Source organism: Micromonospora sp. CPCC 205561 (assembly GCF_036906775.1).
GTDB lineage: Bacteria > Actinomycetota > Actinomycetes > Mycobacteriales > Micromonosporaceae > Micromonospora.
Genome location: NZ_JBAKHV010000001.1, coordinates 224,740 through 239,067, shown reverse-complemented (window position 1 = coordinate 239,067; position 14,328 = coordinate 224,740). Strand labels below are relative to the sequence as shown.

At 73.9% G+C, this 14,328-nt stretch carries 11 protein-coding genes and 1 pseudogene; 5 read left to right on the top strand and 7 right to left on the bottom strand.

The window, feature by feature from the left end; genetic code table 11:
- Nucleotides 1-44: 44 nt before the first annotated feature.
- The gene (locus V6V16_RS01065; protein WP_334558593.1) at nt 45-1,112 is read left to right on the top strand and encodes a hypothetical protein; all 1,068 of its coding nucleotides are present in this window, start codon (nt 45-47) and stop codon (nt 1,110-1,112) included.
- A gap of 70 nt (nt 1,113-1,182) precedes the next feature.
- On the opposite strand, the gene V6V16_RS01060 is transcribed toward V6V16_RS01065, so the two are convergent.
- Nucleotides 1,183-1,695 (bottom strand): DUF6912 family protein, encoded by a 513-nt coding sequence (locus tag V6V16_RS01060; RefSeq protein WP_334558592.1) that lies wholly within the window; start codon nt 1,693-1,695, stop codon nt 1,183-1,185.
- 217 nt (nt 1,696-1,912) lie between these two features.
- Between V6V16_RS01060 and V6V16_RS01055 the strand changes: the two genes are divergently transcribed.
- Nucleotides 1,913-2,140, top strand: a complete 228-nt coding sequence (locus V6V16_RS01055) for a helix-turn-helix domain-containing protein (RefSeq protein ID WP_334558590.1) — start codon at nt 1,913-1,915, stop codon at nt 2,138-2,140.
- Between the two features lie 103 nt (nt 2,141-2,243).
- Nucleotides 2,244-2,846, top strand: coding sequence for an Rv3235 family protein (locus V6V16_RS01050; RefSeq protein ID WP_334558588.1), 603 nt, complete (start codon nt 2,244-2,246; stop codon nt 2,844-2,846).
- Between the two features lie 72 nt (nt 2,847-2,918).
- Here the strand turns inward: V6V16_RS01050 and secA are convergent, their stop codons facing one another.
- Nucleotides 2,919-5,840 (bottom strand): preprotein translocase subunit SecA, encoded by a 2,922-nt coding sequence (secA, locus tag V6V16_RS01045; protein WP_334558586.1) that lies wholly within the window; start codon nt 5,838-5,840, stop codon nt 2,919-2,921.
- 161 nt (nt 5,841-6,001) lie between these two features.
- Here secA and V6V16_RS01040 point away from each other — a divergent pair, with 161 nt between their 5' ends.
- Together V6V16_RS01040 and V6V16_RS01035 are read left to right on the top strand one after the other, a co-directional pair.
- Nucleotides 6,002-7,165 carry a GNAT family N-acetyltransferase gene (locus V6V16_RS01040; protein ID WP_334558584.1) on the top strand — a complete coding sequence of 388 codons (1,164 nt, stop codon included), beginning with the start codon at nt 6,002-6,004 and terminating at the stop codon, nt 7,163-7,165.
- Entirely contained in the window at nt 7,162-8,271 is a 1,110-nt protein-coding gene (locus tag V6V16_RS01035) for a GNAT family N-acetyltransferase (protein WP_334558582.1), read from the top strand. Before V6V16_RS01040 ends, V6V16_RS01035 begins: the two co-directional genes overlap by 4 nt.
- 72 nt (nt 8,272-8,343) lie before the next feature.
- Here V6V16_RS01035 and hpf read toward each other — a convergent pair whose 3' ends face one another.
- The 5 genes and pseudogenes from hpf to mtrA all read right to left on the bottom strand — a co-directional run bounded on the left by hpf (nt 8,344) and on the right by mtrA (nt 14,207).
- On the bottom strand, nt 8,344-8,982 hold the full coding sequence (gene hpf / locus V6V16_RS01030) for a ribosome hibernation-promoting factor, HPF/YfiA family (RefSeq protein ID WP_334558581.1): 639 nt from the start codon (nt 8,980-8,982) through the stop codon (nt 8,344-8,346).
- Nucleotides 8,983-9,228: 246 nt separating this feature from the next.
- Nucleotides 9,229-9,893: pseudogene (locus tag V6V16_RS01025) on the bottom strand (ComF family protein).
- 46 nt (nt 9,894-9,939) lie between these two features.
- Nucleotides 9,940-11,730: an LpqB family beta-propeller domain-containing protein gene (locus tag V6V16_RS01020; RefSeq protein ID WP_334558580.1), complete on the bottom strand. Its 1,791-nt coding sequence runs from the start codon at nt 11,728-11,730 to the stop codon at nt 9,940-9,942.
- On the bottom strand, nt 11,727-13,505 hold the full coding sequence (mtrB, locus tag V6V16_RS01015) for an MtrAB system histidine kinase MtrB (RefSeq protein WP_334558578.1): 1,779 nt from the start codon (nt 13,503-13,505) through the stop codon (nt 11,727-11,729). Before mtrB ends, V6V16_RS01020 begins: the two co-directional genes overlap by 4 nt.
- A gap of 12 nt (nt 13,506-13,517) precedes the next feature.
- On the bottom strand, nt 13,518-14,207 hold the full coding sequence (gene mtrA, locus V6V16_RS01010) for an MtrAB system response regulator MtrA (RefSeq protein ID WP_334558577.1): 690 nt from the start codon (nt 14,205-14,207) through the stop codon (nt 13,518-13,520).
- Between the last annotated feature and the right edge of the window lie 121 nt (nt 14,208-14,328).

The following is a 14,328-nucleotide window of genomic DNA, read 5'->3' as shown; positions in this document are numbered from 1 at the left end:
TGCCGGCCACCGTACGGGGCCGGGCGTCCGTCGGAGGGAAGACGATGACCAAGCAGCCCGGCAGCTCCGCCCCCGCGGAGTCGGACCGGCCGGCCCCGGCCGCCGACGCGACCGGCACCGGTCCCGATGGGCCGACGGACGCCGCCGCCGGGGCGGACGGCCCGGCCGACGCGACGCACGGCCCGCTCCCCGCGGTCGCGCCCGGCACACCGGTGCTCGCGCTCCTGGCCCTCGGCTGGCTGGTCGCGATGCTCTGGTCCACCCGTGAGGTGATCAACTCGTCCGCCGCCGGGATCACCGCGATCAGCCTCTCCGCGTTCGCGCTGCCGGGGGTGATCTCGGCCGCGCTGGTCGCTGGCGCCGCGTTCGCCCTCTTCGGCGTCGACCTGCTCGCCCGGCGGGGCAGCGACCGGGTCACCCTGCGCTTCGTGGCCGCGATCGGCACCGGCCTGCTGGTCGCGCTCGCCGCCGCGTTCGCGATCAACCTGACGTACGCCGACAACACCACCACCAACGTGATCGCCGGCACCACCGCCGCCGCGGCGACCATCGGCGGGGCGATCGCCGGCGCCCGCAACGCGCCCGTGGTCGGGGCCGTGGTCGCCGCCGCCCTCGGCACGCTGCTCTTCGTGGTGGCCTTCAGCCGGGCCCGCGACCCGCTCTTCGAGCTCTTCGGCGCCGGTGACACGCAGGAGTCGCTGCTCGGCGCCGCGAAGTGGGTCTCCCGCACCGAGTCGCTGCTGGCCGGGCTGGTGGCCGGGCTGCTGGCCTTCGGCTACCTGACCTGGGCCCGGCGTCGGGCGGCCCGGCGGGACGCGGCGACGCCCGCGCCACGTTGGCCGGCCTACCTGCTGGCCGGGGCCGGCCCGGGTCTCCTCCTGCTCCTCGCCGAGGTGATCATCCGGGTCGGCGGGCGTTCCCTGCTCGACCTGGCCGGGGCCCTGAGCGAGGCGGACGCGGTCGCGCAGACCTCGCTGGGCACCTCGCGGGTCGACAACGGGATCTGGGTGCTCTTCGTCGGCGCGCTGACCGCGATGATCGCCTTCGGCCGCACCCTGGGGCCGGCCCGCTCCGACGACGACGAGCCGGCCGAGGCCGAGGCCGCCCGCTGACCGGGGACGTCGTCCGCGCCCACCGGCGGCGCGACGGCCGGGGGCGGTCGGGGGCGGCGGCTCGGTCGGCTCAGGAGGCGGCGGCGTGGAGCAGGACGTCCAGCTCGGATACGTCGTACCACTCCAGCTCGTGATCCTCGGCGCCGTCGACCGTGAACTGGGCGTCCGGGTCGCCCGCGAGGGCCTCGGTCACCACCTCCACCGCCGCGGTCACGTCCCGCACCGCGTCGGCGCCGTCCACGTGGATGGCGGCGACGGCGGCGACGGGCACGGGCTCGTCCAGGTCGACCGCGCTCGACCCGAGCTCGCCGTCGCCCCGGCCGGCCTTCGCGGCGGGCAGGTCCACGGAGACGACCACCCGGCGACGCGGCGCGTCGGGATCGGCCCGGAGCAGCTGCAACGCGTCCTGGGCGGCGCGCGTGAAGGCGACGTACTCCAGCTCCTCCTCGTCGCCCTCGGCGTACCACTCCCGGAGGGCGGGCGTCACCGCGTGGGCGGCGGCCACGGGCAGCCCCGGGCCGCGCAGGAGGGTCAGCATCGGGACGGTCGCGGGCACGTACACCCGGACAAGCTCCTGGGTCACCGGTCTTCTCCCCCGTTCAGGTCCTCCGCCGGCCCTCCGCCGGTCCGGCGCAGATCATGCCGTACGCCGTGACCGTCATACACCCGGCACCTGCCCGGCGGAAGCTCCCGGCCGGTGTGTCTCGCCGGGCGGCGGTCCCCGGGCCCGCCCGGCGGGCTGGGCGGTGTCGGTCGCCGGTGGCAAACTGAGCCAAACGACACCGACCCCGGGAGTTTCCGTGGAGCCGAGGTTCCTGCTGCTCTCCGACGTGGCCACCGAGCTGAACGTGTCGGACTCGCAGGTCTACCACATGGTGCGCAGCGGCGAACTGCCCGCCATCAAGATCGGCGGTCGTGGCCAGTGGCGCGTCGAGCGCGTGCGGCTGGAGGAGTACATCGAGCGCAAGTACGCCGAGACCGCCGAGTGGGTGCGGGGCAACCCACTGACGGAACGCGACCCGGAGTAACCGCGCCACCCCGCACAGGCATTGACCGCCCGCTCTGCCATGCCCGAGAATGGAGTCAGTCGGACGCAAACGTAGGCAAACACAAGATCACGGAGGCTCCCGGATGACCGACCCGCGCCGTCCCGGCCCGCCGCGCCCTCCCGTCCGGTTACGCCCCGCCCCCTCGTGCGAGCCGCCGTTCGCGGACGACGACGTCGCCCACTGGCCCGCCCCGGCGCACGTCCAACTCGCCCTCGACCTGTCCGAGCCGGCCCGGCGCGATCCCGACCGGCCGCCCGGCCGCCGGGCGCGGATCTCGCCGACCCCGGCGGGGCCCGGCCGCCGACCCGCCGACCCACTGCCCCCGGGCGCGCTGGTGAGCGCCACCGCCGAGGCGACCCGGGCCGCCCACCGCTTCGTCTGCACCTGCGTCGAGGTGCTCAACGGCTACCGCCCGCCCGGGCAGCTCCGGCCGCTGCTCGACCCGGCCCGCGCGGCGGGGCTGCTGCCCGAGCTCGCCCGCGCCACCGCCCGGTCCGGCCCGGTGCGTCGCCGGTCGACCCGGCCCACGGTCCGGCTGCGCCGGCTGCGGGTCTGCGAGCCACGCAGCGCCGTGGTCGAGGCGGCCGCGGTGCTCGCCGGCCCCGCGGGGCACAGCTGGGCGATGGCGCTGCGCCTCGAACACCGCCGCGGCGCCTGGCTCTGCACCGCCCTGCGGGTGCTGTGAACGCGGTCGAGCCGCGGTCCCGAGGACCGCGGCTCGACCGTCCGGACGGGCGTACGCCCGCTCAGCTGCTGATCACGCGCCACCGTTGGGAGCGCCGTGGCAGCGCTTGTACTTCCGGCCGGACCCGCACGGGCACGGCGCGTTGCGGGACGGGCCGTTGCCGGCCTCCGCCTGCCCCGGCGCCGGCCGGCGGGAACTGGCGGCCGGCACGCCCGGCCCGCGCAGGCCGCTCGCCGGGCGCTGAGGCGCCGACGGGGCGGTCGTGCCGGGCGAGGCGGGAGCGGCCGGTGCCGGGCGGCCGATACCGAGCGCCGGTGCCTGCTCCTCGACGCGCTCGACGGCCACCGCACCGGCGCCGGCCTCGCCGTCGATGGTCGGCGCGGAGTACTGAAGGCCCTGCTGCTGCGGTGCCCGGCCCAGACCCTTGGCCCGGATCTCGACGGGCTTGTCGAGCAGCTGGACCTCCTCGGGCTCCGGCTCCGGCTCGTTGACCTGGACCTCCAGGTTGTAGAGGAAGCCGACCGTCTCCTCCTTGATGCCATCCATCATGGTGGCGAACATGTCGAAGCCCTCGCGCTGGTATTCCACCACCGGGTCGCGCTGGGCGTACGCCCGCAGGCTGATGCCCTCCTGGAGGTAGTCCATCTCGTAGAGGTGCTCGCGCCACTTGCGGTCGATGACCTGGAGCAGGACCATCCGTTCGAGCTGGCGGGTGCCCTCCTCGCCGAGCTGTTCCTCGCGCCGGCCGTAGGCGGCGTGCGCGTCCTCCTTGAGGCGGGAGAGCAGGAAGTCCGCGTCCATGCCGGCCCGGGAGCCGCCAACCTCCTCCTCCAGCTCCTCGATCGTCACGCCCACCGGGTAGAGCTGCTTGAGGTTGGTCCAGAGCTGCTCGAGGTCCCAGTCCTCGCCGTAGCCGTCGGAGGTGGCCCCCCGCACGTACGCCTCGACGACGTCGTCGATCATGTTGCGGACCTGGTCGGAGAGGTCCTCGCCGTTGAGCACCCGCAGGCGCTCGGCGTAGATCACCTGGCGCTGCTTGTTCATGACCTCGTCGTACTTGAGGACGTTCTTGCGGATCTCGGCGTTCTGGCCCTCGATCTGGGCCTGGGCGCTCTTGATCTGCTTGGTGACCATCTTCGACTCGATGGGCACATCCTCCGGGATGTTGAAACGGTCCATGACCGCCTCGACCGCGCCGGAACGGAAGCGCTTCATCAGCTCGTCCTGGAGCGAGAGGTAGAAGCGGGACTCGCCCGGGTCACCCTGGCGGCCCGACCGGCCGCGCAGCTGGTTGTCGATCCGGCGGGACTCGTGCCGCTCGGTGCCCAGCACGTAGAGGCCACCGGCGTCGGCCACCTCCTCCGCCTCGGCGTCGCAGGCCTGCTTCCACTTGGGCAGGACCTCCTCCATCGCCTTGGCGTACTCCTCCTCGTGCTCCAGCGGGTCGAGGCCACGCTGGCGCAGCTCGTTGGCGGCGAGGAACTCGGCGTTGCCGCCGAGCAGGATGTCCGTGCCACGGCCGGCCATGTTGGTGGCGACGGTGACCGCGCCCTTGCGGCCGGCCTGGGCGACGATCTCGGCCTCGCGGGCGTGGAACTTCGCGTTCAGCACGGAGTGCGGGATGCCGCGACGACGCAGCAGCTGGGAGATGATCTCCGAATTCTCCACCGAGACGGTGCCGACGAGCACCGGCTGCCCCAGGGTGTGCCGCTCGGCGATGTCCTCCACCACGGCGTTGAACTTGGCCTTCTCGGTCTTGTAGATGACGTCGGGCCGGTCCTGCCGGACCATCGGCCGGTGGGTCGGGATGGTCACCACGCCGACCTTGTAGACCTTGTTGAACTCGCCCGCCTCGGTCTGGGCGGTACCGGTCATGCCCGAGAGCTTCTCGTAGAGCCGGAAGTAGTTCTGGAGGGTGATGGTGGCCAGGGTCTGGTTCTCCTGCTTGATCTCCACCCCCTCCTTGGCCTCGATCGCCTGGTGCATGCCCTCGTTGTAGCGGCGGCCGTGCAGGATGCGGCCGGTGAACTCGTCGACGATCAGGACCTCGCCGTCGCTGACGATGTAGTCCTTGTCGCGCTTGTAGAGCTCCTTGGCCTTGATGGCGTTGTTGAGGTAGCCCACCAGCGGGGTGTTGACCGACTCGTAGAGATTGTCGATGCCCAGCCGGTCCTCGACCTTGGCCACGCCGCGCTCGGTGACCGCGATGGTGCGCTTGGCGTAGTCGACCTCGTAGTCGCCCTCGCCGTCCTTGCCGGGCTGGAGCCGGGCCACCACGCCCGCGAACTCGCCGTACCAGCGGGCGGAGTGCTCGGCCGGGCCGGAGATGATCAGCGGGGTGCGGGCCTCGTCGATGAGGATCGAGTCGACCTCGTCGACCACGGCGAAGTTGTGGCCGCGCTGGACCAGCTCCTCCTTCGACCACGCCATGTTGTCGCGCAGGTAGTCGAAGCCGAACTCGTTGTTGGTGCCGTAGGTGATGTCGCACTCGTAGGCCGCCCGGTGCTCGGTGGCCGGCCGGTTGGGCAGCACCACGCCGACGGTGAGCCCCAGGAACTCGTGCACCCGGCCCATCCAGGCGGCGTCGCGCTGTGCCAGGTAGTCGTTGACCGTGATGACGTGCACGCCGTCGCCGGAGAGCGCGTTGAGGTAGACCGGCATGACCGAGGTCAGCGTCTTGCCCTCACCGGTCTTCATCTCGGCGATGTTGCCGAAGTGCAGCGCCGCGCCGCCCATCACCTGGACGTCGTACGGCCGCTGGCCGAGCACCCGGGCGGCCGCCTCCCGGCACACCGCGAAGGCCTCCGGCAGCAGGTCGTCGAGGGTCTCGCCATCGGCGAGCCGCTCCTTGAACTGGTCGGTCATGCCGCGCAGCTCGTCGTCCGTGAGGTTGACGTAGTCGTCCTCGATCGAGTTGACGGCGGCGGCGATGGCCTTGAGCCGGCGCACCATACGGCCCTCGCCCGCGCGGAGGACCTTTTCCAGAATCGACACGGATCAACGCTCCCCTAGACAGTCTCGAACCATCGTAGGCGCTCCGACGGCGCAATGGTCACTGGTGGCGGCCCTCCGAGTCGGCGAAACCGACATAACACGCCGCACTCGGGACCGCCCCCCGGTAATCCGGTTACGCCGTCCGCGAACGGTCCGGCACGATGGCTCGGGTGGAACCTGTGGAGATCACCGAGGACGGCCTGCTGCTGCGGCCCTGGCGGGCGACCGACGCCGACGCCGTGCACCGGGCCTGCCAGGACCCGGACATCCAGCGCTGGACCACCGTACCGCGCCCGTACCGGCCCGAACACGCGCAGGCGTTCGTGACCGAGGTGGCCCCGGCGGACTGGGCGGCCGGCACCGGGGCGCCGTTCGCGGTCTGCGACGCCGCGACCGGCGAGCTGGTCGGCTCCTGCGGGCTGGTCTCGATCGACACCGTGCTGCGCTCGGGCGAGGTCGGCTACTGGACCGCGCCCTGGGCCCGGGGCGCGGGCGTCAGCGTCCGGGCCACCCGGGCCGTGGCCCGGTGGGCCTTCGACTCGCTGCGGCTGCGCCGGCTGATCTGGCAGGCCGAGGTGGGCAACCACGCGTCCCGCCTGGTCGCGCTCCGGGCGGGCTTCCGCGTGGAGGGCCGGCTGCGGCTCGCCGACCCCGCCCCGGGCGGCGGCGCGCAGGGCTGGGTCGGCTCGCTGCTCCCCGGCGAGGTGCCCGAACCCCGGGCGACCGGGCCGGCCGGACCGGGCACCCTGGAGGCCCGCCGCGCCGCCGCCTTCGGCGCGGCGCAACCGGTCCTCTTCGCCACCACCGGCGCCACCGAGCTGCGGCTGCGCCCCATGGAGGAGCGCGACTTCGAGGCGATCGTGCAGACCTGCCGGGACCCCGAAACCATCCGGTGGACCACCGTGCCCGACCCGTACGAGCCGGCCGACGCCGAGTCCTACCTGACCTACTCGCGCGACGCCTGGGCGGGCGGCACCAGCGCCTGCTTCGTGGTCGCCGACGCCGACGACCGCTTCGTCGGCTCGATCGACCTGCGGCTCTCCCCCGCCGATCCGCTGCTGGCCGACGTCGGCTTCCTGACCGCGCCGGCGAGCCGGGGCCGGGGCTTCATGCCGGCCGCCCTGACCGCCCTCGCCACCTGGGGCTTCACCACGCTGGGGCTGGCCCGCGTCGAGTGGCGGGCCAACGTCGGGAACACCGCCTCGCGCCGGGTCGCCGAGAAGGCCGGCTTCGTCATCGAGGGCACCGCCCGGGGCGGGCTCACCCACCGCGACGAGCGGGTGGACGCCTGGGTCGGCGCGCTGCTCGCCGGGGACCTGGCGTGACACCGGAGGCGATCGAGGCCGACGGGGTGCGGCTGCGGCAGTTCCGCCCCGCCGACGAGGCCGACCTCGCCGCCGGCTGCGGCGACCCGGTCAACCTGCGGTTCAACCCCGGCATGCCGCAGCCGTACACCGAGGCCGACGCCCGCTGGTGGATCACCGAGGGCGCCCCGGCGGCCTGGGCCACCGGCGGGGCCGCGTACGCCGTCGCCGACCCGGCCACCGACCGGCTGGTCGGCGGCGCGGGCCTCGGCCAGGTCGTGGGGCAGCGCCGGCAGGTGGAGGTGGGCTACTGGGTGGCGCCGTGGGCGCGGCGGCGCGGGGTCGCCACCGCGGCGGCGCGGGCCCTGGCCGACTCCGCGCTGCGGCACGGTTTCGACCGGCTGGAGCTGCTGACCCACGCCGAGAACCCGGCCAGCCAGCGGGTGGCGCTCGCCGCCGGTTTCCGCCACGAGGGCGTACGCCGGGCCGCGGGCCAGCTGCGCGGCGGCGGCAGGTCGGACCTGCTCGCGTGGACCCGCCTCGCCGACGACCCGCCCGGCCCGGCCCCCCGGCTCCTGCCGGACCTGCCCGACGGCCGGCTCACCGACGGCGTGGTCACCCTGCGCCGGCTCGGCCCGGACGACGTCGACGTGATGTACCGCCTGCACACCCGGCCGGAAGTGGTGGCGAACCAGGCCCCGCCGGTGCCGCCGGCCCGGGCGGCCATGGAGCGGCGCTGCCGGACGGCCGAGAGCGGGTGGCTCACCGGCACCATCGCCCGCCTGCTGATCCTCGACGCGGCCACCGGCGAGCCGGCGGGCAGCTGCGGGCTCAGCCTCTCCGACCCGGAGGCCGGCGAGGGGTCGGTCGGCTACGCGCTCCTGCCCGACTCGCGTGGGCGCGGGCTGGCCACCAGGGCGCTGCGGCTCCTGGCCGGTTGGGCGTTCGGCCCGGCCGGGCTCGCCCGGCTGGTCGCCGGCACCGTGCCCGACAACGTGGCCTCGCACGGGGTGCTGGAGCGGGTGGGATTCCGCCGGGAGGGCCTGCTGCGCGGCCGGCTGCCGGGACTGGCCGGCACCCGGCTCGACGACCTGGTCTTCGGGCTGCTCCCCGACGAGCTGCGCTGACGTACGGCTCGCTGGCCGGAGCCTCCGACCGGCCGTGGTGGCGGCGCGGGCCGCCACCACGGCGCGAAGGGGTCAGACGGCGAGGGAGATGATTCCGTAGTCGTAGGCGTGCCGCCGGTAGACGACGCTCGGGCGGCCGGACTCCTTGTCCTGGAACAGGTAGAAGTCGTGGCCGACGAGTTCCATCTCAAACAGGGCGTCGTCGACGGTCATCGGCTCCGCGGGGTGCACCTTCTCCCGGGCGATGTGCCAGGGCTGGTCGCGCTCCTCCTCCTCGACCCGTTCGGCGACGGCGGTGGCGGTGCCGGAACGGGCGCCGTCGGCGAGCGCGCCCAGCGGCCCGTCGAGGTCGGCGACCGGCAGGCCGGCGGTGGCGGCGGCGACGGAGAGCGGCGCGTGCCGGCCCCGGTGCACGCGGCGGCGGTCGGCCGCCCGGCGCAACCGGGTGTCGAGCTTGGCGATGGCCGCGTCGAGCGCGCTGTAGAAGTCGTTCGTGCAGGCTTCCGCCCGCATCACCGGGCCACGGGAAACGCAGGTGATTTCGACGCGCTGGCAGTGGTCCGACTGCCGCGGATTGCGCTCGTGAAACAGCTCTACATCGACACGAATGAGTTTGTGATCGTAACGTTCGATCTTTGCCAGCTTCTCCGCCACGTGCACCCGGTAGTGATCCGGCACTTCGACGTTACGGCCCTTGACCACGATGTCCATGTGACCTCCCTAGTTCGGACGGTCCTTCGATCGGCATCCGGTCGCGCCCCGGGGGAGGTCCCACTCGGCGTCGACCGGTCAGTACGGCTACGCCTCCTTTCACCGCCGGGGGCGGGTGGGAAAGACCTCCTACCCCCGACAGGAAAACGCTAACTCCTGTTCGCCGAACAGTCACCCCCGGCCGCCGCGACGGCCACATTTTTTTCACGACCCATACACCAAAGGGTGAAACGCAGACACGATCAGTTACGACCGGCGCCGTTTCTCGGTCGCGGCGAGCACCGCGGCGACCGTGGGTGACAGCCCGCTCGCGGTCAGCGCGCGCCCCACGGCGGCGAGGGTGGCTCCCGTGGTCAGGATGTCGTCGAGCACCACGACCGCCGCCCCGTCGGGGGCGGACGCGCTCAGCGGGCGGACCCGGAAGGCGGAGTCGGCCGCCGCGGCCCGCCCCGCGCTGTCGAGGGTCACCGAGTCGGGGCGGGGCAACGCCCGCAGGGGCCGACGTACCCGCACCGGCCACCCCGCCCGACGCAGCCGGTGCGCGCAGTGCCGGGTCAGCCTGCCGAGATGGTCGCCGTAGCGGGCCCTCGCCGCCGCCGCGGTGTCCGGCACCGGCACCAGGGTCACCGGGCGCGCCTCGCCGACCGCCGCCGCCACGACCTCGGCCAGCAGCGCGCCCAGCGGCCGGGCCAGCCCGTGCCGGCCATGCTCCTTGTACGCCAGCAGCGCCTCCCGCAGCGGGCCGGCGTACGGGCCGAGGGCGACGCAGGGCGGCAGGCCGGCCGGGGCGGGGGTCGGGCGCGTACCGCCCCGGGCCGCAGCGCGCCCAGCGCCGCCACGCACCGCGGGCAGACGCCGTGCCGCAGCCCGGGCCGCCGCTCCCGACAACCCGCGCACTCCACGGGCAGCACCAGGTCGGTGAGGTCCGACCAGAGCCCGCCGAGGTCGCGCACGGGATCAGTAGAGGAAGAAGGGGGCGGTCGGGTTGCCGGTGCGGGCCCCGGCCTGCGGCGGGGAGACCTGCTGCACCTGCTCGGGCTGGATCCGTTCGAGCGGGCCGCTGCGGTACGCCACCCCGTTCGCCTCGTACATCGCGGCACCGAGGCGCACGGTGGGGTTGGCCGGATACGCGGCGAGGTGGTTCACCCGGGCGCCGATCTTGTCCTCCAGCCGGCTCTCCCGGGCCCCGTCCACGCTGACCTCGTAGACGGCCGGGCGGTTGACCGAGCCGGCGAGGATCAGGCTGTTCTCGCCGTACCAGTCGACGGCGGAGAGACCGGTCAGCCGGGTGGGCAGCAGGCGGGCGGGGCCGGCGCTGATCCCCGTCCCGTCCAGGATCAGCGCGGCGACGTAGAGCGCCCCGCCGGCGATGACGGCGATCCGGTGCCCGTCCAGGGAGGCGGCCACCGCGGTCACCGGGCCACGCACGTTCAGCGACACCGGGGTCAGCTGGGCGCCGGTGTCGAAGCGGTACAGGCTGCCGTCGGCGACCACCAGACCGGCGGGCTGCCCCCGGTACGTCGAGCGCAACCAGACCGGCCGGCTCATGGCCGCGTAGCCCTTGGCGCCGCGGGCGAACACGGCCACCGGATCGGGGCCCGTGCCCACCGAGAGCCACTGCCGGTTGGCGTCGGTGACGACCAGCGCCGCCAGGATCTGGTTCCCGGCGCGGCTGAGCCCGGCCGACACGACGTTCCGGTTCCCCCTGGCGTCCAGGGGCACCGGACCGGACGGCTCACCGGCCCCGGCCAGCGGGTGGACGGCGCCCTCGTAGACGCAGAACCGCTTCGGGAGTTCCACCAGCGGGTGCACCGGATGCGCGCGGCGGTGTGCCTCCAGGTCGGGGATGACGACCCGGGACTGGTTGCGGATCTTGAGTTCCAACGGCCCGTCGAGATCCTCCAACGACCAGGCGAGCTGGGTGGCGAGCAGCTCCAGCAAGGGCTTGCCGTCCTGCATGTCCAGGTCGACCTCCCAGCGGCCGTCCGTCCGGGTGGCGTTGTTGATCAGGCGGGTGTTGTCCGGCAGCAGGCTGACGCCGGTGCGGAGCCAGTCCGAGGGGCCGGCGGTGAGCCACTTCACCACCTCGCTGACCCGCCGCTCGTCGGGCACGGCCAAGGGCAGGTAGCGCTGGTCGGGAACGAGCCGGCTGCGGTCGCTGTTCCAGAAGTAGATGGGCCGGCTCTGGTAGTACTCCTCCAGCGCCTCGACGCTGAGCAGCAGCACGCCCGGCGGGTTCGCCACGTAGAACCCCGCGTCCGCCCTGCCCTGCTCCCCCGGTGCGCCGCGCAGCTCGAACGTGTAGGTCGTGGCGCTCGTCTCCGGCGGGGCCAGGGTCCCGTCGGTACGCAACTGCCCGACCTGCTGGACGTTGAGCGTGACCTCGGTCTTCTCCGGGGCGTTCACGATCACCGGCTCCTCGGTGAGCCGGACGACGGTCAGGGTGACCTCGCTGCCCTGCTTGTCCTGGAGGCGGTGGTGGTCGGCCGGCGCGATGAACTGGCGTACCCGCTGGTAGGCGCGGTCGGGTTCCCCGGCCGCGGCGGAGAGGAAGTTCTCGATGAACTGCTCGCGCGTGCCGCTCTCGGCGCGGCTCGGGGGCGCGCCCCGGCTGCCGCTGTTCGCGGCGCCCTCGGCCGCCGGACCCGGCCCGTCCACCTGGACCTCGGTGTTCTGCGGGATGCCGCAGCCGGCCGCGCCGACCAGCAGCACGCCGCCGAGGAGACCGGCGAGCAGCCGACGTCTCACGATCCCACCTCCGCGTGTCCTCCCGTGCCCGGTCCGACGGGCACCGCGCCCTGGGGGGCCGGGCCGATCGCGAGCGCGCCCCCGCTGCCGGGGCCGATCGCCAGCAGCCCGCCCGGCCGGGGGCCGCCGAAGGGCAGCGTGGCGTCCGCCGGGACCAGCCGCAGCGGTGAGGTGGTCAACCGGTCGCCGGCCCGGGCCGGCAGGGTGAGCCGGAACTGGGCCCCCTGGCCGGGCGCGCCCCACGCCTCCAGCCAGCCGCCGTGCAGCCGGGCGTCCTCCAGGCTGATCGAGAGCCCGAGCCCGGTGCCGCCGGTCTGCCGGGCCCGGGACGGGTCGGCCCGCCAGAAGCGGTTGAACACCAGCTTCTCCTCGCCCGGCTTGAGTCCCACCCCGTGGTCGCGGACGGTGATCGCGACCGCCGTCTCGTCCATGCCCAGGGTGATCAGCACCGGCTTGGCCTCGCCGTGCTCGACGGCGTTGCCGACCAGGTTGCGCAGCACCCGCTCCACCCGTCGCGGGTCCACCTCGGCGATCACCGGAGTGCCCGGGACATCCAGTTCGATGGCCACCCCGACGCGCTCGGCGAGGCCGGCCAGCCGGTCGGCCACCCGGTGCACGACCGGCACCAGGTCGGTCGGCTCGGCGTCCAGCATGGCGAAGCCGGCGTCGAAGCGGCTGATCTCCAGCAGGTCGGTCAGCAGCTCCTCGAAGCGGTCCAGCTCGGCCTGGAGCAGTTCGGCGCTGCGCGCCACCGCCGGGTCGAACTCGTCGCGCTCGGCGAAGATCAGGTCGGCGGCCATCCGCACGGTGGTGAGCGGGGTACGCAGCTCGTGCGAGACGTCGGAGGTGAAGCGGCGTTGCAGCCGGGACATCTCCTCCAGCCGCAGGATCTGCCGTTGCAGGTTGGTCGCCATCTGGTTGAACGACGCGGCGAGCAGGGCGAGGTCGTCCTCGCCGCTGACCACCATCCGCTGGTCGAGCAGGCCGGCGGAGAGCCGCTGGGCCGTGCGGGCGGCCACCCGCACCGGGGTCACCACCAGCCGGGTGACCAGGCCGGCGAGCAGCGCGAGCAGGAGCACCAGGGCCGCCCCGGTGGCGGTCACGGTGGTCCCGGCGGCGGCGGCCGTGGCGTCGTGCCGGGTCAGCGGCACGAGGTAGTAGAGCTCCACCTGGCCGAACCGGGTGGGCACCGGCGAGCCGTAGATGAGGTACTTGGTGCGCTCCCCGCCGAGCCGCCCGGTGCGGATCTGGCTGGCCACCCTCCCCCCGGCGACCGTCGCGCGCAGCTCGCGGCTGATCAGGGGCCGGACGTTGACCGCCGGTGAGGACCGGGGCTGGATGATCCCGGAGTGGTTGTCGGCGGTCAGCGCCACGATCACGCCGGTCGTCTGCTGCGGGTCGCCACCGGCCAGGTAGTTGACCGTGCCGTCGATGGTCTCCTGGAGCTGCGCCTCCTGCGGCTGGTTGAAGAGGCCGAACTGCTTCGCCGCGTACGCCGCGCCGCTGTCCAGCCGCACCCGCACGTCGGTCTCGGCGTTCTCCACCAGGATCCCGGTGATCTTGTCTGCGATCAGGTAGGCGAAGCCCCCGACCAGCAGGCTGGACGCGACAAGTGTGATGGTCACCACCCGCAGCTGGAGCGACCGGCGCCAGCTGCGGCGCAGCCCGGCGAGCAGGCGCGCCCCCCGGCCGCTCAGGGCGTCCCACAGCTCACGCGCGGCTACGCGGCGGCGCGGGGCTGCCGTCGGGGGGTCCGGGAACGCGGAGGTGGCCACAGTGCGACCAGGCTATCCGGTACCCGCCTTGTAGCCCACGCCCCGCACGGTGAGGATGATTTCCGGCCGCTCCGGATCCGGCTCGATCTTCGCCCGCAGCCGCTGCACGTGCACGTTGACCAGCCGGGTGTCCGCCGCGTGCCGGTAGCCCCAGACCTGCTCCAGCAGCACCTCGCGGGTGAAGACCTGGCGCGGCTTGCGCGCGAGCGCCACCAGCAGGTCGAACTCCAGCGGCGTCAGCTTCACCTCCTCGCCGTTGCGGCTGACGGTGTGCGCCGGCACGTCGATGCTGATCTGGTTGCCGGGCGGCCCGATGGTCAGCATCTCGGGGGCGACGTCCTCACCCCGGCGCAGCCGGGCCCGCATCCGGGCGACCAGTTCCTTGGGCTTGAACGGCTTGACCACGTAGTCGTCGGCCCCGGACTCCAGGCCCAGGACCACGTCGACGGTGTCGCTCTTGGCGGTCAGCATGACGATCGGCACGCCCGACTCGGCCCGGATCGCCCGGGCCACGTCGATCCCGCTCATGCCGGGAAGCATGAGGTCGAGCAGGACGATGTCGGGCCGGTTCTCGCGGAACGCGGCCAGGGCCCGCTCCCCGTCGGCGACGAAGGAGGGTAGGAACCCCTCGCTGCGCAGGACGATGCCGAGCATCTCGGCGAGCGCGGGGTCGTCGTCGACCACCAGTACCCGGGCTCTCATGGGGTTAATGTTTCCATCCCGTTCAGTTCGGTGGGGTCCGCGTCACCCGGCACGCTACTGCCGTGGAAACGCCGCCGCCCAGCAACCGACGCCGGCATCGCCGCCCCGGCGTGCGGGTCCA